The 25,220-nt window shown below is 60.3% G+C and carries 22 protein-coding genes; 9 read left to right on the forward strand and 13 right to left on the reverse strand.

Annotation, left to right across the window (positions count from 1 at the left end; genetic code table 11):
• Nucleotides 1-10: 10 nt before the first annotated feature.
• The 3 genes from cgtA to rplU form a co-directional block, all read right to left on the reverse strand.
• On the reverse strand, nucleotides 11-1,234 hold the full coding sequence (gene cgtA, locus C6382_RS06805) for an Obg family GTPase CgtA (RefSeq protein ID WP_107023757.1): 1,224 nt from the start codon (nucleotides 1,232-1,234) through the stop codon (nucleotides 11-13).
• Nucleotides 1,235-1,426: 192 nt separating this feature from the next.
• Nucleotides 1,427-1,684: a 50S ribosomal protein L27 gene (gene rpmA, locus C6382_RS06810; RefSeq protein WP_010225698.1), complete on the reverse strand. Its 258-nt coding sequence runs from the start codon at nucleotides 1,682-1,684 to the stop codon at nucleotides 1,427-1,429.
• A gap of 31 nt (nucleotides 1,685-1,715) precedes the next feature.
• Complete coding sequence (gene rplU, locus C6382_RS06815; RefSeq protein WP_038614793.1) at nucleotides 1,716-2,027, reverse strand: 50S ribosomal protein L21; 312 nt, start codon at nucleotides 2,025-2,027, stop codon at nucleotides 1,716-1,718.
• 252 nt (nucleotides 2,028-2,279) lie between these two features.
• Between rplU and C6382_RS06820 the strand changes: the two genes are divergently transcribed.
• From C6382_RS06820 to C6382_RS06830, 3 genes are all read left to right on the forward strand, one after another.
• Entirely contained in the window at nucleotides 2,280-3,248 is a 969-nt protein-coding gene (locus C6382_RS06820; protein ID WP_107023758.1) for a polyprenyl synthetase family protein, read from the forward strand.
• Nucleotides 3,249-3,347: 99 nt separating this feature from the next.
• Nucleotides 3,348-3,689 carry a zinc ribbon domain-containing protein YjdM gene (locus C6382_RS06825; RefSeq protein ID WP_038614799.1) on the forward strand — a complete coding sequence of 114 codons (342 nt, stop codon included), beginning with the start codon at nucleotides 3,348-3,350 and terminating at the stop codon, nucleotides 3,687-3,689.
• Nucleotides 3,690-3,824: 135 nt separating this feature from the next.
• On the forward strand, nucleotides 3,825-4,073 hold the full coding sequence (locus C6382_RS06830; protein ID WP_038614802.1) for a hypothetical protein: 249 nt from the start codon (nucleotides 3,825-3,827) through the stop codon (nucleotides 4,071-4,073).
• A 74-nt stretch (nucleotides 4,074-4,147) separates the two neighbouring features.
• Here the strand turns inward: C6382_RS06830 and C6382_RS06835 are convergent, their stop codons facing one another.
• The 5 genes from C6382_RS06835 to C6382_RS06855 form a co-directional block, all read right to left on the reverse strand.
• Nucleotides 4,148-4,765 carry an FKBP-type peptidyl-prolyl cis-trans isomerase gene (locus C6382_RS06835; RefSeq protein ID WP_038614805.1) on the reverse strand — a complete coding sequence of 206 codons (618 nt, stop codon included), beginning with the start codon at nucleotides 4,763-4,765 and terminating at the stop codon, nucleotides 4,148-4,150.
• An 86-nt stretch (nucleotides 4,766-4,851) separates the two neighbouring features.
• Nucleotides 4,852-5,157, reverse strand: coding sequence for a DUF6482 family protein (locus C6382_RS06840; protein WP_107023759.1), 306 nt, complete (start codon nucleotides 5,155-5,157; stop codon nucleotides 4,852-4,854).
• A 148-nt stretch (nucleotides 5,158-5,305) separates the two neighbouring features.
• Nucleotides 5,306-5,794, reverse strand: coding sequence for a TIGR00645 family protein (locus C6382_RS06845; RefSeq protein ID WP_038614811.1), 489 nt, complete (start codon nucleotides 5,792-5,794; stop codon nucleotides 5,306-5,308).
• A gap of 125 nt (nucleotides 5,795-5,919) precedes the next feature.
• Entirely contained in the window at nucleotides 5,920-6,261 is a 342-nt protein-coding gene (locus C6382_RS06850; RefSeq protein WP_107023760.1) for a hypothetical protein, read from the reverse strand.
• Between the two features lie 159 nt (nucleotides 6,262-6,420).
• Nucleotides 6,421-8,859 carry a Lon protease family protein gene (locus C6382_RS06855; RefSeq protein WP_107023761.1) on the reverse strand — a complete coding sequence of 813 codons (2,439 nt, stop codon included), beginning with the start codon at nucleotides 8,857-8,859 and terminating at the stop codon, nucleotides 6,421-6,423.
• A gap of 279 nt (nucleotides 8,860-9,138) precedes the next feature.
• Between C6382_RS06855 and C6382_RS06860 the strand changes: the two genes are divergently transcribed.
• The 3 genes from C6382_RS06860 to C6382_RS06870 all read left to right on the forward strand — a co-directional run bounded on the left by C6382_RS06860 (nucleotide 9,139) and on the right by C6382_RS06870 (nucleotide 12,178).
• Nucleotides 9,139-9,627 carry a DUF3015 domain-containing protein gene (locus tag C6382_RS06860; RefSeq protein WP_107023762.1) on the forward strand — a complete coding sequence of 163 codons (489 nt, stop codon included), beginning with the start codon at nucleotides 9,139-9,141 and terminating at the stop codon, nucleotides 9,625-9,627.
• Between the two features lie 76 nt (nucleotides 9,628-9,703).
• Nucleotides 9,704-11,557 (forward strand): DUF4105 domain-containing protein, encoded by a 1,854-nt coding sequence (locus C6382_RS06865; protein ID WP_107023763.1) that lies wholly within the window; start codon nucleotides 9,704-9,706, stop codon nucleotides 11,555-11,557.
• A gap of 123 nt (nucleotides 11,558-11,680) precedes the next feature.
• Nucleotides 11,681-12,178 carry a GreA/GreB family elongation factor gene (locus C6382_RS06870; protein ID WP_107023764.1) on the forward strand — a complete coding sequence of 166 codons (498 nt, stop codon included), beginning with the start codon at nucleotides 11,681-11,683 and terminating at the stop codon, nucleotides 12,176-12,178.
• Here the strand turns inward: C6382_RS06870 and gdhA are convergent.
• Both gdhA and ettA read right to left on the reverse strand, forming a co-directional pair.
• The gene (gene gdhA, locus C6382_RS06875) at nucleotides 12,175-13,512 is read right to left on the reverse strand and encodes an NADP-specific glutamate dehydrogenase (protein WP_045187954.1); all 1,338 of its coding nucleotides are present in this window, start codon (nucleotides 13,510-13,512) and stop codon (nucleotides 12,175-12,177) included. The genes C6382_RS06870 and gdhA overlap by 4 nt on opposite strands.
• A 235-nt stretch (nucleotides 13,513-13,747) precedes the next feature.
• On the reverse strand, nucleotides 13,748-15,412 hold the full coding sequence (gene ettA, locus C6382_RS06880) for an energy-dependent translational throttle protein EttA (RefSeq protein WP_107023765.1): 1,665 nt from the start codon (nucleotides 15,410-15,412) through the stop codon (nucleotides 13,748-13,750).
• A gap of 268 nt (nucleotides 15,413-15,680) precedes the next feature.
• Between ettA and C6382_RS06885 the strand changes: the two genes are divergently transcribed.
• Together C6382_RS06885 and glyA are read left to right on the forward strand one after the other, a co-directional pair.
• The gene (locus C6382_RS06885; RefSeq protein ID WP_107023766.1) at nucleotides 15,681-19,508 is read left to right on the forward strand and encodes an EAL domain-containing protein; all 3,828 of its coding nucleotides are present in this window, start codon (nucleotides 15,681-15,683) and stop codon (nucleotides 19,506-19,508) included.
• Between the two features lie 196 nt (nucleotides 19,509-19,704).
• Nucleotides 19,705-20,958: a serine hydroxymethyltransferase gene (gene glyA / locus C6382_RS06890; protein WP_107023767.1), complete on the forward strand. Its 1,254-nt coding sequence runs from the start codon at nucleotides 19,705-19,707 to the stop codon at nucleotides 20,956-20,958.
• A 97-nt stretch (nucleotides 20,959-21,055) separates the two neighbouring features.
• On the opposite strand, the gene yjiA is transcribed toward glyA, so the two are convergent.
• The 3 genes from yjiA to C6382_RS06905 form a co-directional block, all read right to left on the reverse strand.
• Nucleotides 21,056-22,054, reverse strand: a complete 999-nt coding sequence (gene yjiA, locus C6382_RS06895; RefSeq protein ID WP_107023768.1) for a GTPase — start codon at nucleotides 22,052-22,054, stop codon at nucleotides 21,056-21,058.
• A gap of 85 nt (nucleotides 22,055-22,139) precedes the next feature.
• Complete coding sequence (locus C6382_RS06900; protein ID WP_008094130.1) at nucleotides 22,140-22,337, reverse strand: YbdD/YjiX family protein; 198 nt, start codon at nucleotides 22,335-22,337, stop codon at nucleotides 22,140-22,142.
• A gap of 18 nt (nucleotides 22,338-22,355) precedes the next feature.
• A complete protein-coding gene (locus C6382_RS06905) occupies nucleotides 22,356-24,422 on the reverse strand; it encodes a carbon starvation CstA family protein (RefSeq protein WP_038614847.1) in 2,067 nt (688 codons plus the stop codon).
• 182 nt (nucleotides 24,423-24,604) lie between these two features.
• Between C6382_RS06905 and C6382_RS06910 the strand changes: the two genes are divergently transcribed.
• Nucleotides 24,605-24,970: a PilZ domain-containing protein gene (locus tag C6382_RS06910; protein WP_107023769.1), complete on the forward strand. Its 366-nt coding sequence runs from the start codon at nucleotides 24,605-24,607 to the stop codon at nucleotides 24,968-24,970.
• Nucleotides 24,971-25,220 lie beyond the last annotated feature (250 nt).

Here is a 25,220-nt window from a genome sequence, read left to right on the forward strand (position 1 = left end):
CTGCAACGAATCAGTCGCGCACGTAAATGATTTCCGGACCGTCTTCGTCGTCATCATCCCAATCATCGTCATCGTCGTCGCCGATGTCGTGCACGCTCTTGACGCCGCTGCGGCGCAAGGCACGCGCGTCGTCCAGCGCCTGCAGCTGGGCACGGGCTTCGTCTTCGATACGCTGATCGAGGTCTGCCAGCTCTTCGGCGTAGGCCGGGTCGTTGGCCAGTCGGTCGGCGCGGTCTTCGAGGTAGCGCATGATGTCGCGGCTAAGCTGCTCGGTGCCCTGCTTGGAGATCGCCGAGATCACGTAGACCGGACCTTCCCACTGCAAGCGCTCGACCACTTCCTTGACGCGCTCGTCACGCTCATCGTCCATCAGCATGTCGGTCTTGTTCAGCACCAGCCAGCGGTCACGCTCAGCCAGCGACGGGCTGAAGCGGGTCAGCTCGTTGACGATCACTTCGGCGGCATCGGCGCTGTTGCTTTCATCCAGCGGCGCGAGGTCGACGAGGTGCAGCAGCAGGCGGGTACGCGCCAGGTGCTTGAGGAAGCGGATACCCAGGCCGGCACCATCGGAGGCGCCTTCAATCAGGCCGGGAATGTCGGCGATGACGAAGCTCTTCCAGCGGTCGACACTGACCACGCCCAGATTTGGCACCAGAGTGGTGAACGGGTAGTCGGCGACTTTCGGCTTGGCGGCCGACACCGAACGGATGAAGGTACTTTTGCCGGCGTTCGGCAGACCCAGCAGACCGACGTCAGCCAGTACTTTCATTTCCAGCTTCAGGTCACGCTGCTCGCCCGGCTTGCCTGGGGTGGTCTGGCGTGGCGCACGGTTGGTACTGGATTTGAAACGGGTGTTGCCCAGGCCGTGCCAGCCGCCCTGAACCACCATCAGCTTCTGGCCAGGCTTGACCAGGTCACCGATGACCTCCTGGGTGGCGGAGTCAATCACGGTCGTACCGACCGGCACGCGCAGGATCAGGTCGTCGCCTTTCTTGCCGGTGCAGTCGGTGCTGCCACCGTTGGAGCCGCGCTGGGCTTCGAAATGACGGGTGTAACGGTAGTCGACCAGGGTATTGAGGTTCTCGTCGGCCACCATGAACACCGAGCCGCCGTCGCCACCGTCACCGCCGTTGGGACCGCCGTTCTCGATGAATTTTTCGCGGCGGAAGCTCATGCAACCGTTACCGCCATCACCGGCTTTGACCCGGATCGATACTTCGTCAACAAACTTCATAAAAACCGCCTCTCGTCAGCTGGACGAGCTGAGTGACACAAAGACATAAGGCTCTTGCAAAAGTGAGCGCGGCGGCCCCGTCACGACAGTAACAACCCACGCCGGCAGCCCATACAAACAGCTTTGCAAGAGACTCACCCCACAAACGAAAAAGCCCCGTCGCGAGACAGGGCTTTTCCAGCGTTCGCGCGATTACTCGGCGACAACGCTCACGTAACGACGACCGAAGGCGCCTTTTACTTCAAACTTGATCTTACCCGCGATCTTGGCGAACAGGGTGTGATCCTTGCCCATGCCAACGCCGTAGCCAGCGTGGAATTGGGTGCCGCGCTGACGCACGATGATGTTGCCAGGAATGATAGCCTGGCCGCCATACATCTTCACGCCAAGGCGTTTGGCTTCTGAGTCGCGACCGTTACGGGTACTACCACCAGCTTTTTTGTGTGCCATGGTTCAATTCTCCAGAAATGGATTCAGGCGATTAAGCCGAAATACCGGTGATCTTGATTTCGGTGAACCACTGGCGGTGGCCCATACGCTTCATGTGGTGCTTACGGCGGCGGAACTTGATGATGCGAACTTTGTCGTGACGACCTTGGGAGATCACTTCAGCAACAACTTTGGCACCAGCAACGACTGGAGCGCCGATGTTCACGTCGTCGCCATTGGCAACCAACAGAACGCGGTCGAAAGTCACGGATTCGCCAGTGGCGACTTCCAGTTTTTCGATTTTCAGGTATTCACCTTCGGCGACTTTGTACTGCTTGCCACCGGTAACAATTACTGCGTACATGGGTATTTCTCCGATAATCCTGCTCACCCAGCTCTTTATAGGAAGAGTATTGGCTGGCATGGCTGCATAGGGCTGGAACGGCCCAGTGCAATTGCGTAAGGCAGGTGCTGCCCAGGAAGTTCAGGGTGCGCGATTGTACGCAAGCCGCTCGCCCCTTGCAAGTCCCGCCCCCGGCCTGCGGGGACCGCGCCTTGACACGCCGGGACCCGCGACCTAGCATGCCGCGCAACCTTTATGGAGCACCTGTGGCCGATGCAACCCCAAGCTTTCTACCGAGCGGTAGCGGACGACTTCAGCGCCGTTGACGAGATTATCAAGAAACAGCTGACTTCGCGTGTACCGCTGGTATCGAAAATCGGCGACTACATCACTTCAGCCGGTGGCAAGCGCTTGCGCCCGCTGCTGGTGCTGCTGTGTGGCAAAGCCCTGGGGCGCGAAGGCGACGACGTGCGCCTGCTGGCCGCCACTATCGAATTCCTGCACACCGCCACCCTGCTGCACGACGACGTGGTCGACATGTCCGGCATGCGTCGCGGTCGTTCCACTGCCAATGCCCTGTGGGGCAACGCGCCAAGCGTGCTGGTCGGTGACTTCCTCTACTCGCGCTCGTTCGAGATGATGGTTGAACTGGGCTCGATGCCAGTCATGCAGATCCTCTCCAAGGCCACCCGGGTGATCGCCGAGGGCGAAGTCCTGCAGCTGTCCAAGGTCCGCGACGCGAGCACCACCGAAGAAGTCTACATGGACGTCATCCGCGGCAAGACCGCAATGCTGTTCGAGGCTTCGACCCACAGCGCCGCCGCCCTGGCCCAGGCCACCCCGGAGCAAAGCGAAGCACTGCGCACCTTCGGTGATCACTTGGGCGTAGCCTTCCAGTTGGTCGACGACCTGCTCGATTACAAAGGCGATGCGCAAACCCTGGGTAAGAACGTCGGCGACGATCTGGCCGAAGGCAAGCCAACCCTGCCGCTGATCTACACCATGCGTGAAGGTACAGCCGAACAGGCAGCACTGGTGCGTCAGGCGATCCAGAAAGGCGGCATCGAAGACCTCGAAAGCATCCGTGCTGCGGTCGAAGCTTCCGGCTCCCTGGACTACACCGCGCAACTGGCCCGCGACTACGTGGCCCGCGCCATCGCCTGCCTGGACGTGCTGCCAGCCAGCCAATACCGCGATGCCCTGGTCGAACTGAGCGAATTCGCCGTCGCCCGCACGCACTGATCCGCCCTGTGGCCCATCGCTCGATGGGCCCGATTACCCTCTGACGGACAAAACCCTATACAATGTAGGCTTTGTACCTGTACGTCTTGAGGAACCCTAGTGAGCACTTTGCCACCCTGCCCTAAATGCAACTCCGAATACACCTACGAAGACGGCGCCCAGCTGATCTGCCCCGAGTGCGCGCACGAGTGGTCCGCTGCCGGTGAAGCCGAGGCAGTGAGCGATGAAGCGGTCAAGAAGGATTCGGTGGGCAACGTCCTGCAGGACGGCGACACCATCACGGTGATCAAGGACCTGAAAGTCAAAGGCACCTCGCTGGTGGTCAAGGTCGGTACCAAGGTCAAGAACATCCGTCTGTGCGATGGCGACCACGACATTGACTGCAAGATCGACGGCATTGGCCCGATGAAGCTGAAATCGGAATTCGTCCGCAAGGTCTGAGTCCCGGTGGTTTCGGGGCTGCATGTCAGCCTCGAAACATCTCGCCAGCTACCGTTGGGCGATTTATTACCAATAGCCTCTTGCTATTTTGATAATAAGAATTATTCTCATTGGACGCTTCCAAGGAGAATAGCCATGACTTATCTGATAGACGCCTGGCTTGACCGCCCCCATCCTTACCTGCGCATTCTGCATCGGGAAACCGGCGAAGTCTGTGCCGTGCTTGAGCAAGAAGCACTGGACGAACTGCGCGATCAGGGTGATCTGGACCTTAACGGTTTGAATTCAAGTGAGCCGATTGTGCTCAAGGAACTGGTGAGGAACCTATTCCTGTTCTGCTATGCGCGGGCGTTGCGCCCTGGTGGTGGAGCCGAGTGGAACTGAACGGCATCGCGGGGCAAGCCCGCTCCTGCAGGATGTGCAATCTCTGTGGGAGCGGGCTTGCCCCGTGATAGGCCTTACAGTACGTCGAGCAGCTCGACGTCGAACACCAGTACGCTGTGCGGCGGGATGCTGCCAACGCCCTGAGCGCCGTAAGCCAGCTCGCTCGGAACGTACAGGCGCCATTTGCTGCCAGCGTTCATCAGTTGCAGGGCTTCGGTCCAGCCAGCGATTACGCCGCTGACCGGGAACTCTGCTGGCTGGCCACGCTCGTAGGAGCTGTCGAACACAGTGCCGTCGATCAGGGTGCCGTGATAGTGAGTGCGCACGCTGTCGTCACGGCTTGGCTTGGCGCCTTCACCAGCAGTCAGTACTTCGAATTGCAGGCCCGAGGCCAGGGTGGTGATGCCGTCACGCTTGGCGTTTTCAACCAGGAAGGCCTTGCCTTCGCCAGCAGCAGCTTCGGCCTTGGCCGCAGCTTCAGCCTGCATGATTTCACGGATGACCTTGAAGCTGGCCGACAGGTCTTCTTCGCTGACGCGGCTGTCTTTGCCGTTGAAAGCGTCAGTCAAGCCGGCCAGGATGGCGTCCAGGCTCACACCCGGTGGCGGGTTGTCACGCAGTTGGCCACCCAGCTGACGGCCAATGCCGTAGCTAACGCGAGTTTCATCGGTAGACAGGTTGATTTCGGACATTTGCTTGCTCCGCTGCAGGGCGCACGACAACCGCGCCCTTTATGAAAAGGGCGAGCAGCCTAGCACACTGCGGCAAAGCAGTTCAGCTACCAGGCAGAACGGCGTGGCATCGGGATTTTCAGGTCACCGTCACCAGCGCTGCCGGCGCCGCACATCTCGTCATCCATCGACCAGTGCACCATGTGCACCGGCACGGCAGGCAAACCGTTGAGCAGACGCTGTGCATCGACCACCGAATGCACTTTCACGCGCTGTCCATGTTTGTCATCCAGTGGATAGGCATGGCCTTTCACCCGTGCTTCGATAATGAAATCACCGCCTTCGAGGGCAATCAGGTTGAGTTCTTCGACATGACCGGCCTTGGCCTCTGTGTTCAGTTGTTGAAGGTTCATGGTGATACCTCGCTACTGGAACGTTGAGCAGGCACTTCGAGTGACGGTTCATTTTTTGTACAGCGGGCGCCAAAGCACAAGGCAAAAACGCAACCGCCCGTCCGTTTTGCAACGCACGGGCGGTCATCCAGCGGATTGCACGGGCCGATCAGTGTTTGGTCAGCTTATCCAGGTAACCCATGGCGAAGGCCGATACCACGAAGGTCATGTGGATGATCACGTACCACATCAGGTACTCGGTCTCGATGTTGCGTGCATCCATGAACACCCGCAGCAGATGGATCGAGGAGATCGCCACGATCGACGCCGCCACTTTCATCTTCAACGAAGACGAATCCATCTTGCCCAGCCAGTTGAGCTTTTCCTTGTCCTCGTCGATGTCCAGCTGCGAAACGAAGTTCTCGTAACCGGAAATCATCACCATCACCAGCAGGCCACCGACCAGGGCCATGTCGATCAGCGAAAGGATCACCAGGATCAGGTCAGCCTCGGCCAGCGAGAAGATGTTGGGCAGCACATGGAAGATCTCCTGGAAGAACTTCAGTGCCAGCGCCAGCAGGCCCAACGACAGACCAAAATAGATCGGGGCGAGCAGCCAGCGCGAGGCATACATCGCATTTTCGATAATACGTTCCATTGAAAACTCGTCAGGTGGCAAAAAAGCGAGCGCGAGTATAACAGCCAGCCATGACAGAAAAAGCCCGTGGCACGCTGCCACAGGGGCAGCGTCGGGCGATGTTGCGGTGCCTGCGGATCGACGCTTCAGGTTTCCGGGTGGAACTGGAAGTCACCGACGTGATGGACACGCTCACCATTGATCCGGCGTAGCTGGGCCTGCAGATGCACGCACCAGATCTGCGGGTCGTCGGCCACCTGATAGCCATGCAGGGTCAGGCTGTCGACAATCGCGTCGAGCACCGACTCGGCCACATAAGGCCCGTGAAAAGGCCCCTGAGCCTTGATCGCGGAAGGTTGCTCACCAGCCATGCCGGCGGCAAACAAAAGGGTCCACATGCCGTTGTCACCGGCCAGTGGGCGAATGCTGCATTCAATGCGGGTCACCAGGCCCAGGCATTGGCGGGTGAGGCTGAGGCTGCGCGGCATGGCGACGACCCTCGGTAAACCCAGGTTCAGCCCTGCGGACAAGGCTGTTTCGATCCTGTAATGACTACGATCCCTGAATTGAAGAATAGAAGAAATCCGCTGCCGCGTGGAAAAACCGGCGCCCAGCGGTCATGACCGCTGCGGCGCCGATAATTTGACTCAGGAGGATTTCACCTGAGCCAGGGCTTGCTCGGCCTGCTCCTTCTCGGCCTCCTTGAGATCTTCTTCACTGATCATCTCGGCAATTACCCGCAGGCGCTCTACCACGCGGGCGTTGACACTGCCCTCGGGGAATTCGCCTTCGGCATCCGGTTCACCGGCCGGTTCGCCGACCAACAGGCTCAACGCTTCGTCGGCCTGGCTGACCGCATAGACATGGAACATCCCTGCGCGCACCGCCTGCACCACTCGCTCATCGAGCATCAGGGTGGTGACGTTGGCGCGCGGAATGATCGCGCCCTGCTCGCCCGTCAGTCCGCGCGCCTCGCACAGGCGGAAGAAGCCTTCGATTTTCTCGTTGACCCCACCGACCGCCTGCACCTCACCGAACTGGTTGATCGAGCCGGTGATGGCAAAGCACTGCTTGAGCGGGGTTTTCGACAACGCCGAGATCAGCGTGCAAGCCTCGCCGAGCGATGCACTGTCACCGTCCACGTAACCGTAGGACTGCTCCAGGGCAATACTCGCCGAAATCGCCAGCGGGAATTCCTGGGCATAACGGCTGCCCAGGTAACCGGTGAGGATCATCACGCCCTTGGAGTGAATCGGCTGGCCGAGGTTGACCTCACGCTCGATATCGACAATGCCGCTGCCGCCAGGATAAACCGTGGCGGAAATCCGCGCAGGGATACCGAAAGCCGAGTCACCGACTTCCAGCACGGTCAGGCCGTTGCACTTGCCAACCGCAGCGCCTGCGGTATCGATGAGGATAATCCCGGCCAGCATGTCGTCGAGGATCCGCGCCGAGACCCGGCCAGTACGGGTCGCCTTGGCCTTGAGTGCCCGTTCGATATGACCGGCATCGGTCATCTCGTCGTTGGCCAGGTGACGGATGAAATCCGCCTCGCTGACCAGCTGGAACAAGTCGCCAATGCGCGCCGACAAACGCCCCTGATGTTCGGCCAGGCGCGCACTGTAAGTCGCCAGACGCGCCACCGCATCGGCACTCAGCGGTGCCATGCCCTCCTCGCTGGTGCGGGTCTTGAGCAACTGGGCGAACTGTTCCAGGCTTTCGTCGACCATGGGGATGTCTTCGTCGAAGTCTACCAACACCCGGAACATTTCCTGGAAGTCCGGATCATGATCCTGCAAGGCGTAGTACAGCTGGCGCGAGCCGATGATCACCACCTTGATGTTCAGCGGCAGCATCTGCGGATTGAGGGTGACGGTAGCCAGGCGACCGTACTCACCGAGCGGCGACTCCATCTTCAGCTTGCGCGATTGCAGGGCGCGCTTGAGGGCGTCCCAGACAAAAGGCTCACCGAGCATCTTCTCCGCTTCCAGGATCAGGAAGCCACCATTGGCCCGGTGCAGAGCGCCGGGACGCAGCTGGCGGTAGGTGGTGTAGAGCGCGCCCTGGTCGGTGCTGTACTCGATCCGGCCAAACAGGTTGTCGTAAGTCGGGTGCGGCTCGAACACCACCGGTGCGCCACCGCTGACGTGATGGCCAACCACCAGGCTCGGTGCGTATTGCTCTTCCAGCAGCTTGCGCGCCTGGGCGTCAGTCTTGCTGTCATCGACCAGTTGCTCGACCACGGTACGCAACAGATAAACCTGCATGGCCTGCAGGTAAGCGCACACCGCAGCATTCTCCGCGTACTTTTCAGACAGCGGCGCGAGCAATGGCTGGAGCGCCAGAGTGATGGTTTCTTCGTTCAACTGGCGCAGCTGATTGTTCGATTCACGCTTCCACTGCGGCAGGCTTGCCAGCTCTTCATTGAGGCGTTCTTCAAGGGCGGCGATATCTTCATGGAAACGCTCGCGCTCGGCCTCCGGCAACTGGGCAAACTCCGCCTCGTCGAGCGCCTTGCCATCGGCCATCGGCGTGAAGGCAACGTTGCTGCTGTCGCGGTACAGGGCCACGTCCTTTTCCAGCGAGGCGCGCTCGATGACATCCAGAGCACGGTCGTACCGTTGATTGAAGGCGCGGTCGATAGCGCTCTTTTTCTGCTGGTACGACGGATGCTCGAACACTGCCGGGAAGGTTGCCAGCAGGTTGTCGATCAGGCCGCCAATATCACTGATAAAGGCTCCCGCGCTGCCCGGCGGCAGCTCCAGGGCCCGCGGCTCACGCGGCTCGTCGAAATTATTGACATAGACCCAGTCCGACGGCGTTTGCAGGCGCTTGCCTTCGGCCTTGAGGTAACGTTTTACAAACGAAAAACGCCCGGTGCCGGGCTCCCCCATGACAAACACGTTGTAACCGGGACGGGGCATGGCGACGCCGAACTGCAAGGCTTCGACAGCACGTTCCTGGCCAAGCACACCGCGAAAAGGCTCCAGATCATTGGTGGTGGAAAAGGCGAACTGTTCGGCGGAAAACGGCCGGGTCAAGGCTTCTGGCGCAAGACGCAGGCTCGCAGCGACAGGATCGGGCATCGGGCTTCCTTACTTCGGCGGGGCAGATGACGGCATTCTGGCGCCGCCTGCCCGCGCCTTGCAAGGCTCATCGGCAGAATATGTCGCAGGGCCGAAAACCTGCGCCTGGTCAACATTCCTCAGCAATTTTTCGCAATAAATCACGGACCCCTTAGATCGTGCCTAAACTCCATTACTGCGCGGCTGGGTAAACAACCGACCCGCCTCTGGCAACTCTGCTGACAGACGTGCCAGATAACCCTGACCTTTGGTATCGACGACTAGAAAGAGAACAAAGCTATGAAACGGATTCTTCTGGGTACTCTGTTCACCGCGGTTTCCCTCAACGCCATGGCCCAGGCCCCTGGTGGACCGGACTGCGGCTGGGGCAACATGCTGTTCGAGGGCCAACGCGGCACACCGGCCCACTTCCTCGCCTCCACCACCAACGGTACATCCGGCAACGCTACGTTCGGCATGACCTCGGGCACCAACGGCTGCTCGACCAACGCAGCACTGACCTACGGCGGTAAATCCTGGTTCGCCATGAACGGCATGATGAACGAACTCTCCGAAGACATGGCAAAAGGTCAGGGCGAAGCGCTGACCACCTACGCCGTGGTGCTGGGCGTCGCCCCGGAAGACCGTGCGCACTTCGCCGCCGTCACCCACCAGCACTTCCAGGAAATCTTCAAGACTGCAGATGTGACCGCCGAAGACGTTCACAGCAACACCCTGGCGGTACTCAAAAACGATCCACGCCTGGCCAGATACGCGCCCCAGGCTTAAGCTCGGCCCACCCGCCCCAGGCCGGGGCGGGTTGTTTCCTGCCTCTATCGGCATCATTCAGACGTAGTTGCCCGACATGCTCAAACGCCTTGCCTACCTGGCGCTCTGTGCCTGCGCCCCGCTGCAAGCTGCTCCCTCGTTCGATGACACGCGCCTTGCGCAATTGGCCGCCGACCGTTACTGGATATCCCTGGGCCACTATGAAACCGCCAAGCTTGGCGGCTGGCGCAGCTATGTCGATGACCGGCGTTTTTTCCTCGCCGACGACGGCGCCCACCGTCCCGGCCAAGAGCTGCGCGCCACCCTACGGGCCCTCTATGCCCCGGCCAGTCTGGGCGACAAGCATGCGCAATGCGTGTTCCCGGCACGCACCCGCTGGCTGCGCGAACAACTGCAGCTCGATGATCTGCCAGCACCGGCTTGCAACGAATACACTCAGTGGTACAAGGACGTCTCACCGCACAGCACGGTGATGATCTTCCCTGCCGCCTACCTCAACAGCCCGTCTTCGATGTTCGGCCACACACTGCTGCGCATCGACCAGGCCGACGTGCAGAGCAACCAGACCGCCCTGCTCAGCTACGCGATCAACTTCGGTGCCTACATCGAAGGCAACGACAACAGCATCCTCTACGCCTGGAAAGGCCTGATGGGCGGCTATCCGGGACTGTTCGCCCTGGTGCCTTATCAGGAAAAACTCTCCGAATACCGCAGCCTTGAAAACCGCGACCTGTGGGAATACCGGCTTAACCTGACGCCGGAAGAAACCGGGCGCATGGTCGAACATGTCTGGGAACTCAAACAGATCCAGTTCGACTACTTCTTCTTCGACGAAAACTGCTCCTATCGTCTACTCGAATTGCTCCAGGTCGCCCGCCCGAGCCTGGACCTGACCTCACAGTTTCCCCTGACCGCGATTCCCACCGACACGGTCAAGGCGGTCAAGCAGTCGGGTCTGGTGGAACGCATCGACTATCGCCCGTCGCGCGAACGCGAACTGCTGGAGCGCGCCAAGCCGCTTGAAAGTGATGAGCAACAACAAGTATTGGTGGTCAGCGCTGACACCGCTCACCTGCAGAGTCCCGAGTTCACGGCACTGCCCCGCGAACGCCAGGCACTGGTCCAGGATGCTGCCTACCGCCTCGAACGCTATCGAGCCAACGGCCAGGAGCGTGATCCGGCGCGGACCCAACGCAGTTTCGAGCTGTTGCGGGCGATCAACCGCAACCCGGCGCCGGAGCTGGATATCGAACGCCCGGGCCTGCCAGAAGCTGGCCATCAATCGCGCACCTGGCAGCTTGGCGCGGGTACCCGCGAAGACCGCGCCTTTGCCGAATACGGCCTGCGCATGGCCTACCACGATCTCAACGACAACGCCTATGGCTTCCCCCTTGGCGCCCAGATCGAGATCCTCCAGCTCAAGGTGCGCCAGTACGAGAACAACGACTGGCAGGTACAGCGTATGGACCTGGCTACCATCCGCTCGTTGACGCCGCGTAACGACCTGCTGCAACCCTGGTCGTGGCAGGTGACCGGTGGCCTTGAGCGAGTACTGGGCAAGCACGACGACGAAGTGCTGGTCAGCCACGTCAATGGCGGTGCGGGCGGCACCTGGCAACTGGCCGATGAAATGCTTGGCTTTGCGTTGGGCACTGTGAGGGTTGAACACAACAACGACTTCGCCGAATTCATTTCTCCGGCTGCCGGCTTCAACACCGGTTTGCTGTGGCGCAATCCGTTGGGCAACCTGAGTGTCGAGGCGAAGGCTGATTACTTCACCAATGGTGAAGTTCGTCGTAGCCTGAGCTTGAATCAGCAGTGGGAGTTGTCCCGTGACCTTGGATTGAGGCTGAGTGCCAAGCGCGAGTTCAGTCAGCTGGCGACAGCTCAGAATGAGGTAATGCTGGAATTGAAGTGGTATCACTATTAGCAAGCCGCAAAACGCAAGCGTTAAGCGCCAAGAAAAAGCAATGCGCAGCGTGCTGTCTGACTGCGTTTTCAGTCGCCCATCCAACAGCTTGTTGCTTGCCGCTTGAAACCTGGAGCTTGAGACATGAGCCGAGCATTCGTCAACGAAGACCAGGCCGCCGACCAGGCCGACCAGCCGGTGGAGCGCAAGATCAGCGAACAGCCTAACTATGTCACAGCCCAGGGCCTGGCCCAGTTGCAACAGCGGGTAGGCGAACTGAACGCCCTGCACAGCGAATTGCAGGCCCAGGGCGAGCGCGCCGACAAGCAACGCCTGGCCGACACTGAGCGCGACCTGCGCTACTTCACTGCCCGCGTACAGAGCGCCCAGGTCGTTGCCAAGGCGAGTGCATCAGACAAGGTGCAGATTGGCAGTCGGGTGATTTTTATCGATGAACACAACCAGCAGCATCAGGTGCAGTTGGTCGGTGAAGATCAGGCCGAAGCGGCCAAGGGCCTGATCAACTGGGGCTCGCCACTGGGTCGGGCGCTGCTGGGTGCGGCGCCCGGTGACGAGGTGTTGTGGCGACGTCCGGCCGGGGATCTGTCGATCGAGATCGTCGCCATCGAGCCTGAGGTTTAGACCACGCCCTGGGCCAGCATGGCGTCGGCAACCTTGACGAAGCCGGCGATGTTGGCGCCCTTGACGTAGTTAATGCGGCCGTTTTCCTCACCGTAGTGCACACAGGCGTGGTGGATCGACTGCATGATGTTGTGCAGCTTGCTGTCCACTTCACCTGCGGTCCACAATAGGCGCATGGCGTTTTGCGACATTTCCAGACCGCTCACCGCAACACCGCCAGCGTTGGAAGCCTTGCCCGGAGCGAACAGGATGCCCGCCTCGATAAAGATATCCACAGCGTCGAGGGTGGTCGGCATGTTCGCGCCTTCAGCTACGCAGATGCAGCCGTTGCGCAGCAAGGTGCGGGCGTCTTCGCCATTGAGTTCGTTCTGGGTTGCGCACGGCAGGGCGATATCGCAGGCCAGGCTCCATGGCGTCTGGCCCTTGCGGAACTCCAGGCCGAAACGCTCGGCCAGCTCGCTGATGCGACCGCGCTTGACATTTTTCAGCTCCATCAGCGCATCCCACTGCTCGTCGGTCATGCCCGCTTCGCAGAACAGGGTGCCTTCGGAGTCGGACAGCGAGATGACCTTGCCGCCCAGGTCCATGACCTTGCGTGCGGCATACTGGGCGACGTTGCCGGAACCTGAGATCGCCACCCGGCGACCGTCAATGCGCAGGTCCTGGCGCTTGAGCATCTCTTCGGCGAAGTACACGCAACCGTAGCCGGTCGCCTCCGGACGGATCAGGCTGCCGCCGTAGGTCATGCCCTTGCCGGTCAGCACCGAGGTGAACTGGTTGGCCAGGCGCTTGTACTGGCCGAACATGAAGCCGATCTCGCGGGCACCGACACCGATATCACCGGCTGGCACATCCAGATCCGCGCCGATGTGGCGGTACAGCTCGCTCATGAAGGCTTGGCAGAAGCGCATGACTTCGGCATCGCTCTTGCCCTTCGGATCGAAGTCCGAACCGCCTTTGCCGCCGCCCATGGGCAGTGAGGTCAGGGAGTTCTTGAATACTTGCTCAAAGGCCAGGAACTTCAGCACGCCGAGGTTCACCGAGGGGTGGAAACGCAGGCCGCCCTTGTATGGACCGATGGCGCTGCTCATCTGAATGCGGTAACCGCGGTTGACCTGAACCTTGCCTGCGTCATCAACCCACGACACGCGGAACAGGATCGCCCGCTCAGGTTCGACCATACGCTCAAGAATGCCGGCCTGAAGGTAATGCGGATTGGCCTCAAGGAAAGGCCAGAGGCTACGCAGCACTTCTTCGACTGCCTGGTGGAACTCAGGCTGGGCAGGGTCGCGTTGTTTCAGGCGCGCAAGGAAATCTTCGACAGATTCGATCATAGACACTTCACCAGATAGAGATTTGGACTTATTGGTTTTTTTCCAGACTCTACCAAGAACCAGTCGCACCGGAACAGAGCGAGATGTCGTTTTTATGAAAATAAATGGTGCATTTGTATAAGTGTATACATGTTTGCGAGGCAAGCCAGCTCCAACAGGGCGCTGTAGGAGCGGGCTTGCCCCGCGATAAAAAAACGGGACCCGAAGGCCCCGTTTCAGTGCGAAACCGGAAAGGTCATGCCAGTTTTTTGTGCCGTACCCGGTGCGGCTGGGCAGCAGCTTCGCCGAGACGCTTCTTGCGATCAGCTTCGTACTCGGTGTAGTTGCCTTCGAAGAACACCGCTTGCGAATCATCTTCGTAAGCCAGGATGTGGGTGGCCACACGGTCCAGGAACCAGCGATCGTGAGAGATCACAATGGCGGCGCCCGGGAAGTCCAGCAGGGCTTCCTCCAGCGAACGCAGGGTTTCGACGTCGAGGTCGTTGGACGGTTCGTCGAGCAGCAGGACGTTGGCGCCCTCTTTCAGGGTCAGGGCCAGGTGCAGACGGCCGCGCTCACCACCGGAGAGATCCTTGACGAACTTCTGCTGGTCGCCGCCCTTGAAGTTAAAGCGACCGACATAGGTGCGCGACGGAATCTCGTAGGTGCCGATGCGCAGCTGGTCGGAGCCGTCGGAGATCTGCTGGAACACGGTCTTGTTGCCGTCGAGGTCTTCGCGGCTCTGGTCAACGCAAGCCAGTTGCACGGTTTCACCGATCTCGATGCTGCCCGAGTCCGGTTGTTCCTTGCCCATCAGCATGCGGAACAGGGTCGATTTACCGGCACCGTTACCGCCGATCACACCGACGATGGCGCCTTTGGGCATGCTGAACGACAGGTTGTCGATCAGCACGCGATCGCCATAGCCTTTAGTGACGTTCTTGAATTCGATGACCTTGTCACCCAGGCGCGGGCCGGCCGGGATGTAGATCTCGTTGGTCTCGCTGCGCTTCTGGAATTCCTGCGACTGCATTTCTTCGAAGCGTTGCAGACGGGCCTTGGATTTGGACTGACGGGCCTTGGCGCCTTTGCGCACCCACTCCAGTTCTTCCTTCATGGCCTTTTCGTGGGCCGACTGCTGTTTGGATTCCTGGGCCAGACGATCGGACTTGGCTTCCAGCCAGCCCGAATAGTTGCCTTCGTACGGAATACCGGCGCCGCGGTCGAGTTCGAGGATCCAGCCAGCGACGTTGTCGAGGAAGTAACGGTCGTGGGTAATCGCGACCACAGTGCCCGGGAAGTCGTGGAGGAAATGTTCCAGCCAGGCGACGGAATCGGCATCCAGGTGGTTGGTCGGTTCGTCGAGCAGCAGCATGTCGGGAGCCGACAGCAGCAGACGGCACAGCGCCACACGGCGCTTTTCACCGCCTGACAGGTGTTCGACCTTGGCCTCCCAGGCTGGCAGGCGCAGGGCATCGGCCGCGACTTCCAGCTGGCGCTCCAGGTTGTGACCGTCGCTGGCCTGCAGGATGGCTTCTAGCTTGGCCTGTTCGGCGGCCAGTTTGTCGAAGTCGGCATCCGGCTCGGCGTAAGCGGCGTAGACCTCGTCCAGGCGGGACTGGGCATCCTTGATCACGCTGACCGCTTCCTCGACCACTTCACGTACGGTCTTGGTCGGGTCCAGCTGCGGTTCCTGTGGCAGGTAACCGATGTTCAGCTCCGGCATCGGACGGGCTTCGCCGTCGAACTCTTTGTCGACGCCAGCCATGATCTTGAGCAGGGTGGATTTACCCGAGCCGTTCAGGCCGAGCACGCCGATTTTGGCGCCGGGGAAAAACGACAGGGAGATGTTCTTCAAGATTTCCCGCTTCGGCGGGACAACTTTGCCCAGCCGATGCATGGTGTAGACGTATTGAGCCATGGAAAAACCTAGCGTCAGAGACGAAAAAATGAGCGCGAAACAGATGGAGGGAGCTGCAGCCCCCAGGAAAGGGCCAAAGCTACCGCAATGCGCCTTGTTGGGCAAACCACCGACGAACAGGTCTGGCACTTTGCCACGTTTACGGGCATGCTAGCCGCCCTTCGGGCGTCAGGCTTATAGTGCGTGACCAGAGTAGCCACCAGGGACCGTGGCGCTTGCAAGCCAGCAGCTCTCAACCTGCCATCCAGCCATACCGCAGGATCATCGCTTGACCAATCTCACCCAGCCGACATCCCTGCGCAAGCCGTCCAGCGCACCCGGCTCTGCATTACGTGGCTCCCTGAAAAGCGCACTGGCCCTGCTGGTACTGCTGTTGCTCAGCTTGCTGCTCTGGCAACTGGTCGACCAGTACCGCCATACCCAGGCCGACCAGTACCAGCACAGCCTCAATGCCAGCGCCGAACTGGCCGACCACATGGCCCTGAACATGTCGCTCAAGGCGCAGGTGGCCCACAACATCGTCCAGCCTTACCGTTCGTCGCCAAGTCCTGCGCAACTGCCAGACATACTCGCGAAATTGCAGGCCCAACTGCCGGCCTTGCAGAGCCTGGCGTGGATCGATGCCCGTGGCCATGTGCTCAGCGACAGCCTCGGCCCGACCCCTGACCGTAATGTTGTGGGTGAACTGCTGCAGCTCAACCAGGGCCACGACCATTACTACAGTAACAGCGCGGACAATCGTCAAATTTACCTGTTACTGCGCCAGCCGGACGATACCCCGGGTTACTGGCTGCTGCGCCTGGGTTCGGCCTACTACAGCGAACTGACCTCGCACCTGGATCGCCCCAACCATCCATTGTGGCTCCTGGAAAACAGCCGCACCGGTGAGATCATCAATCGCCATCAACCCGCGCCGGGCAGTGACGAACCGTTGCAAAGCGTAATGCTCGCGTTCCTCGACAACAGTACCTGGCAACTACGCGGCCTGCTCGATGCCGGATTGGCCCGCGATCAATTGCGGCCGGCGCTGATCGGCAAGTGTGTGCTCGGCCTGTTCTGCGCCCTGCTACCGTTGCTCGCCTTGCTCAACATACGTCGCCGGCACCGCTGGCTGAAGGAAAGTCGTCGGCGCTATCACGATATTTTCGAAGGCACTGGCGTTGCCCTGTGCGTACTCGACCTCTCCGGCTTGCCTGCACAGCTGGAGCGTTATCGCCTGCGAAGCCGCCAGGCTTTGCAGCAACGCCTGGCCTTCGATCGGGCGCTGCGGCGAGTGTTGCTTCAGGAGCTCAAAGTCACCGAGGTCAACCAGGTGGCCCTGCAACTGCTGGGGGTCAACTGCTGCGATGCAGCCTGGAGATGCCTGGTCGAGGGTACGCAAGCCGGTATCGAAGGCATTGGTGTGCAGTTGCTCGAGGCGGTGCTGGACAACCAGCAGCAGCTGGAGTTGGAAGTCCGCCTGCCAATCGCCAACGGTCAGGACCTGCACCTCTGGCTAATGGTGAAATTCCCCGAGCAGCGCCGCGACTACGAAGCGGTGATCCTCAGCATCAGCGACATCACCAGCCGCAAGCAGGTCGAGCTTTCATTGCTAGAGCGCGAAAGCTTCTGGTCGGACGTCGTGCGTACGGTGCCTGACCAGTTGTACGTGCAAGATGTGCAAAGCCAGCAAATGATCTTCAGCAACCGCAACCTGGGCCAGACCCTGGGTTACGACCGTGACCAACTGGCACAGATGGGCGAACGCTTCTGGGAGATTCTCCTGCACCCGGACGATGCCCAGCTGTATTGGCGGATTCGCCAGCAATTGCTCGATACAGGTGGTGTCGAGCAATTGCATTGCCAACTGCGTTTCCGTCATTGCGATCAACGCTGGCGGCGCTTCGACATTCGTGAGCAAGCCCTGACCCGTGATGGCAGCGGCGTTGTCACCCGCATCATCGGCGTTGGCAAGGACGTGACCGATCAGATCGAAGCCAGCGAGTCACTGCGCGACAGTGAACAACGTTATCGTATGCTCGCCGAAAGCATCAGCGATGTGATCTTCTCCACCGACAACCAGTTGCAGCTCAACTACGTCAGCCCATCGGTACAGGCTGTGCTGGGTTATGAGGTTGACTGGATCTTCGACAACGGCTGGCATTCGACCATCGCCAACCCGGCACAGCTGACCGGCATCTACACGCTGGTCGAACGGGTCAATCGGGCCTTGAATAATCCAGAGCAACTGGAGCAACTGCGCACTCAACTGCCCAACCAGCTGTTCCTGTTCGATTGCCTGCGCGCCGATGGCCGCAAGATACCGATCGAATTGCGCCTGGTGCTGGTGTGGGACGATCAGGAGCGTTTCGAAGGGATCCTCGGGGTCGGCCGCGACATCAGCCAGCAGCGCCGCGCCGAGAAAGACCTGCGCATGGCCGCCACGGTGTTCGAACACTCGACATCGGCGATCCTGATCACCGACCCGGCCGGCTATATCGTCCAGGCCAACGAAGCGTTCAGCCGGGTCAGCGGCCATGCCGTGGCCGATGTGCTCGATCAATTGCCGAACATGCTGACGGTGGACGAACACCAGGAAGCGCACTTGCGCTATGTGCTCAAGCAGCTCAACCAGCGCGGCACCTGGGAAGGTGAAGTGTGGCTCAAGCGTCGCAATGGCGAGCATTACCCGGCCTGGGTCGGCATCACCGCAGTCCTCGACGACGAAGGCGATCTGGCCAGCTACGTGTGCTTCTTCACCGATATCAGCGAGCGCAAAGCCAGTGAACAGCGCATTCACCGTCTGGCTTATTACGACGCCCTGACCCACCTGCCCAACCGCACCCTGTTCCAGGATCGCCTGCATACGGCCCTGCAGCAGGCTGATCGGCAAAAAGCCTGGGTGGTGTTGATGTTCCTCGACCTGGACCGCTTCAAGCCGATCAACGATTCCCTCGGCCATGCCGCCGGCGACCGCATGCTCAAGGACATGGCCGAGCGCCTGCTCGACTGTGTCGATGATGATGACACCGTGGCGCGCATGGGCGGTGACGAGTTCACCCTGTTACTGCAACCGCGGGCGACTCGGGAAATGGCCCTGAACCGCGCCATCCACGTCGCCGAGCAGATTCTCGGCAGCCTGGTGCGACCGTTCGTCCTGGAAAACCGCGAATTCTTCGTCACCGCCAGTATCGGCATTGCCCTGAGCCCGCAGGACGGCAGCGAACTCAGCCAGCTGATGAAGAACGCCGACACCGCCATGTACCACGCCAAGGAGCGTGGCAAGAACAACTTCCAGTTCTACCAGGCCGACATGAACGCCAGTGCCCTCGAGCGCCTGGAACTGGAAAGCGACCTGCGCCATGCCCTGGAGCAGAACGAATTCATTCTTTATTACCAACCGCAGTTCAGCGGTGACGGCAAGCGTCTGACCGGTGCCGAGGCCCTGCTGCGCTGGCGTCATCCGCGCCGCGGGCTGGTGCCGCCGGGCGACTTCATTCCGGTGATCGAAGAGCTGGGCCTGGTCGTGGATGTCGGCGACTGGGTGCTCAAGGAAGCCTGCCGCCAGCTCAAGCGCTGGCATCAAGCCAAGGTACGGGTGCCCAAGGTCTCGGTGAACATCTCGGCGCGGCAGTTCTCCGACGGCCAGCTCGGCACGCGTATCGCCACTATCCTCAAGGACACAGGCTTGCCACCGGCATGCCTGGAACTGGAACTGACCGAAAGTATTCTGATGCGTGAGGTCAACGAGGCGATGGTGATCCTCGACAGCCTGAAGCAGCTCGGACTGAGCATTGCAGTCGACGACTTCGGTACCGGCTACTCGTCACTCAACTACCTTAAGCAATTCCCTATCGATGTGCTGAAGATCGACCGCACCTTCGTCGACGGCTTGCCCGAAGGTGAGCAGGACGCGCAAATCGCCCGGGCAATCATCGCCATGGCCCATAGCCTGAACCTGGCAGTGATTGCCGAAGGCGTGGAAACCCACGAGCAGCTGGAGTTTCTGCGCGAGCACGGTTGCGACGAGGTGCAGGGTTACCTGTTCGGGCGGCCGATGCCGGCCAACCAGTTCGAGGCGCAGTTCAGCAACGAAACCTTGTTCATGCTTGAGTAGGCTGGAAGCTGCAAGCGGCATGAGAGAAGCGGCGGGTGATCGGCCTTTAGCTTGCCGCTTGAAGCTTGCAGCTTGCAGCTTGCAGCTTGTCGCTCATGAGCCCCATTTGTCTGCGACATGATGCCCTTTCATATGCCAGACAAAAGCTGATGATGTAGAATGCCCGCCTATTTCAGCACGATCCTTGAGGACCGCCATGTTCAGCCGTGATTTGACCATTGCCAAGTACGACGCCGATCTCTTTGCCGCCATGGAGCAAGAAGCTCAGCGCCAGGAAGAGCACATCGAGCTGATTGCTTCGGAAAACTACACCAGCCCGGCAGTCATGGAAGCCCAGGGTTCGGTTCTGACCAACAAATACGCCGAAGGCTACCCAGGCAAGCGCTACTACGGCGGTTGCGAATACGTCGACGTGGTCGAGCAATTGGCCATCGACCGTGCCAAGGAACTGTTCGGCGCCGATTACGCCAACGTCCAGCCGCACGCCGGCTCGCAAGCCAACAGCGCCGTTTACCTGGCCCTGCTGTCGGCCGGTGACACCATCCTGGGCATGAGCCTGGCCCACGGTGGTCACCTGACCCACGGCGCCAGCGTCAGCTCCTCGGGCAAGCTGTACAACGCTGTGCAGTACGGCATCGACGCCAATGGCCTGATCGACTACGACGAAGTCGAGCGCCTGGCCGTCGAGCACAAGCCGAAGATGATCGTTGCCGGTTTCTCTGCTTACTCGCAGATTCTGGACTTCCCACGCTTCCGTGAAATCGCCGACAAGGTCGGTGCCTACCTGTTCGTCGACATGGCCCACGTTGCCGGCCTGGTCGCTGCAGGCGTGTACCCGAACCCGGTGCCATTTGCCGACGTGGTCACCACCACTACCCACAAGACCCTGCGCGGTCCACGTGGCGGCCTGATCCTGGCCCGTGCCAACGCCGACATCGAGAAAAAGCTGAACTCCGCAGTCTTCCCGGGCGCCCAAGGTGGCCCGCTGGAGCACGTTATCGCGGCCAAGGCGATCTGCTTCAAGGAAGCACTGCAGCCTGAGTTCAAAGCCTACCAGCAGCAGGTCGTGAAGAACGCCCAGGCCATGGCCGGCGTGTTCATCGAGCGCGGCTTCGACGTGGTTTCCGGTGGTACTCAGAACCACCTGTTCCTGCTGTCGCTGATCAAGCAAGAGATCTCCGGTAAAGATGCTGACGCTGCCCTGGGCAAGGCTTTCATCACCGTGAACAAGAACTCGGTACCGAACGACCCACGCTCCCCGTTCGTCACCTCCGGCCTGCGCTTCGGTACTCCGGCTGTGACCACTCGTGGCTTCAAAGAGGCTGAGTGTAAAGAGCTGGCTGGCTGGATCTGCGACATCCTGGCTGACCTGAACAACGAAGCGGTGATCGATGCCGTTCGTGAGAAGGTCAAGGCCATCTGCGCCAAACTGCCGGTATACGGCAACTAATCGCAGTCGCTTGATGTGAAAAAGCCCGGCTCTTGAGCCGGGTTTTTTTTGGGGCCCTCGGGAGCAGCGGGCTTGCCCCGCGATTGCAGTTTGTCAGTCACATAGCATCGCGGGGCAAGCCCGCTCCCACCGACGACAAGGCCTCAAACCCTTCGCGAATTTTCGCCTCCGGCAAGTCATCAGCAATAAACACCATCACACTTTCGCGTGCCTCACCTTCAGCCCACTCGGTATCCCAGTCAAAGCCATAGAGTTTCAGTACGCCCTGGAACACCAAACGTCGATCTTCCCCGGCGATATTGAGCACACCTTTGTAGCGCAACAACTGCTTGCCATGGTCTTCCAGCAACTGGTTCATGAAGTCGCTGAGCCGGTCGATATCCAGCGGAGTATCAGTGCGCAGCACCAGGCTGGAGATGCGATCCGGAGTGAGTGTCTGGCTGACCGGACGCAGGCTCAAGCCGCCGCCAAGGTCAGCATTGAGGTTGAAACCACGCACATCAAGCAGTTCAGCCAGATCGATACGGCCGTGCTCGACCACCCGGATCGGTGCGCGGCGGTTGATGCGCCCCAGCCGATCGCTTAACGCCTTGAAACTGTCAACATCGACCAGGTCGGTCTTGCTCACCAGCAAGCGGTCGGCAAAGCCCACCTGGGCCTGGGCGATCGCCTGGGTCAGGTGCTGCTCGGCGTGGGCGGCATCGACCAGGGTGATGATGCCGTCGAGGATGTAGCGCTCGCGCAGTTCTTCGTCGATGAAGAAGGTTTGTGCCACCGGCGCCGGATCAGCCAGGCCGGTGCACTCGATCACCAGACGGTCGAAGGCGATCTCGCCAGCGTCCAGGCGCTCCAGCAGCAGGAACAAGGCTTTGGTCAGGTCGGTGTGGATGCTACAACAGACGCAACCGTTGGCCAGGGTCATGACCTGCACCGGTTCTTCGCCAAGCAACTGGGTATCGATGCCCGCGTCACTGAATTCGTTTTCGATCACAGCGATCTTCAAGCCATGTTCGGCCTTGAGCAGATGGCGCAGCAAGGTGGTCTTGCCGGCCCCCAGAAAACCGCTGAGTACTGTTACCGGAATGGGCGCGTGCAAACGGAAAATCTCCTGAACTGAAAATGCCTGTGGGAGCACGGCAAGCCGGGCTCCCACAGGTTCAACTGCCGTCAGTAGCTGTCGTTCAACAGCACTTGGGCCCGGACTTGCCACCGTAACGCGCCTCTTGGCGTTCGCGAAAGAACGCCTCGTAGCTCATCACCGGTTTGTCCGGGTGCTTGGTCTGCATGTGCTCGACGTAGTTGTCGTAGTCGGGCATGCCGACCATCAGGCGGGCTGCCTGCCCCAGGTACTTACCCAGTCGACCGAGATCGTTGAACATCACTGCATTCCTCTCTGGTTACGCATCCGGCAGTGCCTGGAACGGGGACTCTTTGTCAGTCCGCTCTTTTTTGCCCAGGGCGGCAATACCGACCTTGAGGGCGAAGAACAGAATGCTGAAGACCACGAACAGGAACAGGATCGTCAAGCCGGCGTTGGTATAGGCGTTGAAGATCACGTGCTGCATCTGGCCGATGTCCTTGGCTGGCGCCAGTACTTGCCCGGCGTCGAGCGCCACGCTGTACTTGTTGGCCAGGGCCAGGAAGCCGACCGCCGGGTTCGGATCGAACAGTTTGATGAAACCGGCCGTGGTGGTGCAGATCAGCAGCCAGACGGCTGGCAGCAGGGTGACCCACATGTAGCGCTGGCGCTTCATCTTGATCAGGACCACGGTGCCGAGCATCAGCGCGATACCGGCGAGCATCTGGTTGGAGATGCCGAACAGCGGCCACAAGGTGTTGATACCGCCCAACGGATCGATCACACCCTGGTACAACAGGTAGCCCCAGAGCGCCACGCAACCGCCAGTAGCGAGCAGGTTGGCACCCCACGATTCGGTACGTTTGAGCGCCGGGACGAAGCTGCCGAGCAGGTCCTGCAGCATGAACCGTCCGGCACGGGTACCGGCGTCCACTGCGGTGAGGATGAACAGCGCCTCGAACAGGATCGCGAAGTGGTACCAGAAGGCCATGGTGTTTTCACCCGGCAGCACCTGGTGCAGGATCTGCGCGATACCCACCGCCAGGGTCGGCGCACCACCGGCACGGGCCAGGATGGTGTGTTCGCCAATGTCCTTGGCCACCGCTTCCAGCGCGTCAGGGGTGATCGCAAAGCCCCAGCTGCTGACCGTCTGCGCCACCGACACCACGTCGGCACCGACCACCGCGGCCGGGCTGTTCATGGCGAAGTACACGCCTGGCTCGATCACCGAGGCGGCAACCATGGCCATGATCGCCACGAACGACTCCATCAGCATGCCGCCGTAACCGATGTAACGGGCGTTGGTTTCGTTATCCAGCAGCTTGGGCGTGGTGCCCGAAGATATCAGCGCGTGGAAGCCCGACACCGCGCCACAGGCGATGGTGATGAACAGGAACGGGAACAGGGTGCCCTTCCACACCGGGCCAGTGCCGTCGGTGAACTGGGTCAGCGCTGGCATTTTCAGCTCAGGGGCGATGATCAGGATACCGATGGCCAGGCCAACGATGGTGCCGATCTTGAGGAAGGTCGACAGGTAGTCACGTGGTGCCAGCACCAGCCACACCGGCAGTACTGCGGCGACAAAACCGTAACCCACCAGCATCCAGGTGATCTGCACACCGGTGAAGGTGAATGCCGGGCCCCAGACCGGATCAGCGGCAACCTGGCCCCCCAGCCAGATCGACAGCAACAGCAGCACCACGCCGATCAGCGAGATCTCGCCGATGCGGCCCGGGCGGATGTAGCGCATATAGATGCCCATGAACATCGCGATCGGGATGGTCGCCATGACCGTGAACATGCCCCATGGGCTCTCGGCCAGGGCCTTGACCACGATCAGCGCCAGCACCGCGAGGATGATGATCATGATCAGGAAGCAGCCGAACAGGGCAATGGTGCCCGGAATCCGGCCCATTTCTTCGCGGACCATGTCACCCAGGGAGCGACCGTTGCGACGGGTGGACAGGAACAGGACCATGAAGTCCTGCACCGCACCGGCCAGCACCACGCCGGCAATCAGCCAGAGCGTGCCGGGCAGGTAGCCCATTTGCGCGGCCAGGACCGGACCAACCAGCGGGCCGGCGCCGGCAATAGCGGCAAAGTGATGACCAAAAAGGATGTGTTTGTTGGTCGGCACATAGTCCAGACCATCATTGTTGAGCACCGCAGGGGTAGCCCGACGCGGGTCCAGCTGCATCACCTTGGTGGCGATGAACAGGCTGTAATAGCGGTAGGCGACCAGGTAGATGGCCACCGAAGCGACGACGATCCACAAGGCGTTGATGGCCTCGCCACGACGCAGGGCGACCACACCCAGCGCACAGGCTCCTATGACTGCCAGGGCCAGCCACGGAATGTGGCGTAGCAGGCTATTATTGTTGTTCATGGTTTGCTTCCAGCTAGTGGATAAAAGACAGCCTTTCGAGTCTAGCGATCCTGACAGGAAAGGCCACCCCCCACGTTGGTCTAGAGCCTTCAACGCAGGTTGAGCAAAATTCGTTATGCGCCCTTGCGCGGACCTTGGCAAGTGCTGAGCTATAGTCAGGAAGAACCCCGGAGTGCCTGAACATGAGCGACCACCAAGAACGTCGACGTTTCCAGCGTGTGGCCTTTGATGGCCCCACCGAATTGCGCCAGGGCGATCGGCGCTGGCCGGTCGAGCTGATTGACCTGTCCCTCAAGGGCTTGCTGATCAAGTGCCCGGAACCCTGGGACCCCGACCTGACACAGGATTTCGAGGCCCTTGTCCACCTGGGGGAGCAGGTAACGCTATGGATGCAGGTGGAGCTGCGCCATGAAGAAGGCAATCGGCTGGGTTTTGTTTGCCTGCGCACTGATATCGACTCATCGTGCCATTTGCGCCGTTTGGTGGAACTCAACCTGGCCGACAACCCCGAAATGATGCGCGAGCTGCGAGAATTGATCGAAGTTTAAAATCTTTTAGCCTGCTATCTACTTTCTCGCTCACTGCGTTTCTGTCCATTTGGACAGCTTTCTCACCCTTCCCGCCAGTCCTCACGCAGCCTTGCGAGGCCTGCGCGCGGACGTTGGAACGATAACTGCATACGGTAATCAAGCCAAACTGACTGGCAGACTGTTCTTACGCCAATCTAAAAATTGTATACAATTGTTCTGGCATTGGTAGGTAGGACTTGTCTACAGTAGCGCCACAACAATAAAACAG

It is taken from the genome of Pseudomonas sp. BBP2017 (assembly GCF_003024385.1).
Taxonomy (GTDB): Bacteria; Pseudomonadota; Gammaproteobacteria; order Pseudomonadales; family Pseudomonadaceae; genus Aquipseudomonas.

Excerpts from the sequence above, each read along its gene's own strand:
- cgtA (WP_107023757.1), bottom strand. The coding sequence starts at position 1,234 with ATGAAGTTTGTTGACGAAGTATCGATCCGGGTCAAAGCCGGTGATGGC.
- rpmA (WP_010225698.1), bottom strand. The coding sequence starts at position 1,684 with ATGGCACACAAAAAAGCTGGTGGTAGTACCCGTAACGGTCGCGACTCA.
- rplU (WP_038614793.1), bottom strand. The coding sequence starts at position 2,027 with ATGTACGCAGTAATTGTTACCGGTGGCAAGCAGTACAAAGTCGCCGAA.
- C6382_RS06820 (WP_107023758.1), top strand. The coding sequence starts at position 2,280 with ATGCAACCCCAAGCTTTCTACCGAGCGGTAGCGGACGACTTCAGCGCC.
- C6382_RS06830 (WP_038614802.1), top strand. The coding sequence starts at position 3,825 with ATGACTTATCTGATAGACGCCTGGCTTGACCGCCCCCATCCTTACCTG.
- C6382_RS06835 (WP_038614805.1), bottom strand. The coding sequence starts at position 4,765 with ATGTCCGAAATCAACCTGTCTACCGATGAAACTCGCGTTAGCTACGGC.
- C6382_RS06840 (WP_107023759.1), bottom strand. The coding sequence starts at position 5,157 with ATGAACCTTCAACAACTGAACACAGAGGCCAAGGCCGGTCATGTCGAA.
- C6382_RS06845 (WP_038614811.1), bottom strand. The coding sequence starts at position 5,794 with ATGGAACGTATTATCGAAAATGCGATGTATGCCTCGCGCTGGCTGCTC.
- C6382_RS06850 (WP_107023760.1), bottom strand. The coding sequence starts at position 6,261 with ATGCCGCGCAGCCTCAGCCTCACCCGCCAATGCCTGGGCCTGGTGACC.
- C6382_RS06855 (WP_107023761.1), bottom strand. The coding sequence starts at position 8,859 with ATGCCCGATCCTGTCGCTGCGAGCCTGCGTCTTGCGCCAGAAGCCTTG.
- C6382_RS06860 (WP_107023762.1), top strand. The coding sequence starts at position 9,139 with ATGAAACGGATTCTTCTGGGTACTCTGTTCACCGCGGTTTCCCTCAAC.
- C6382_RS06865 (WP_107023763.1), top strand. The coding sequence starts at position 9,704 with ATGCTCAAACGCCTTGCCTACCTGGCGCTCTGTGCCTGCGCCCCGCTG.
- C6382_RS06870 (WP_107023764.1), top strand. The coding sequence starts at position 11,681 with ATGAGCCGAGCATTCGTCAACGAAGACCAGGCCGCCGACCAGGCCGAC.
- gdhA (WP_045187954.1), bottom strand. The coding sequence starts at position 13,512 with ATGATCGAATCTGTCGAAGATTTCCTTGCGCGCCTGAAACAACGCGAC.
- ettA (WP_107023765.1), bottom strand. The coding sequence starts at position 15,412 with ATGGCTCAATACGTCTACACCATGCATCGGCTGGGCAAAGTTGTCCCG.
- glyA (WP_107023767.1), top strand. The coding sequence starts at position 19,705 with ATGTTCAGCCGTGATTTGACCATTGCCAAGTACGACGCCGATCTCTTT.
- C6382_RS06900 (WP_008094130.1), bottom strand. The coding sequence starts at position 22,337 with ATGTTCAACGATCTCGGTCGACTGGGTAAGTACCTGGGGCAGGCAGCC.
- C6382_RS06905 (WP_038614847.1), bottom strand. The coding sequence starts at position 24,422 with ATGAACAACAATAATAGCCTGCTACGCCACATTCCGTGGCTGGCCCTG.
- C6382_RS06910 (WP_107023769.1), top strand. The coding sequence starts at position 24,605 with ATGAGCGACCACCAAGAACGTCGACGTTTCCAGCGTGTGGCCTTTGAT.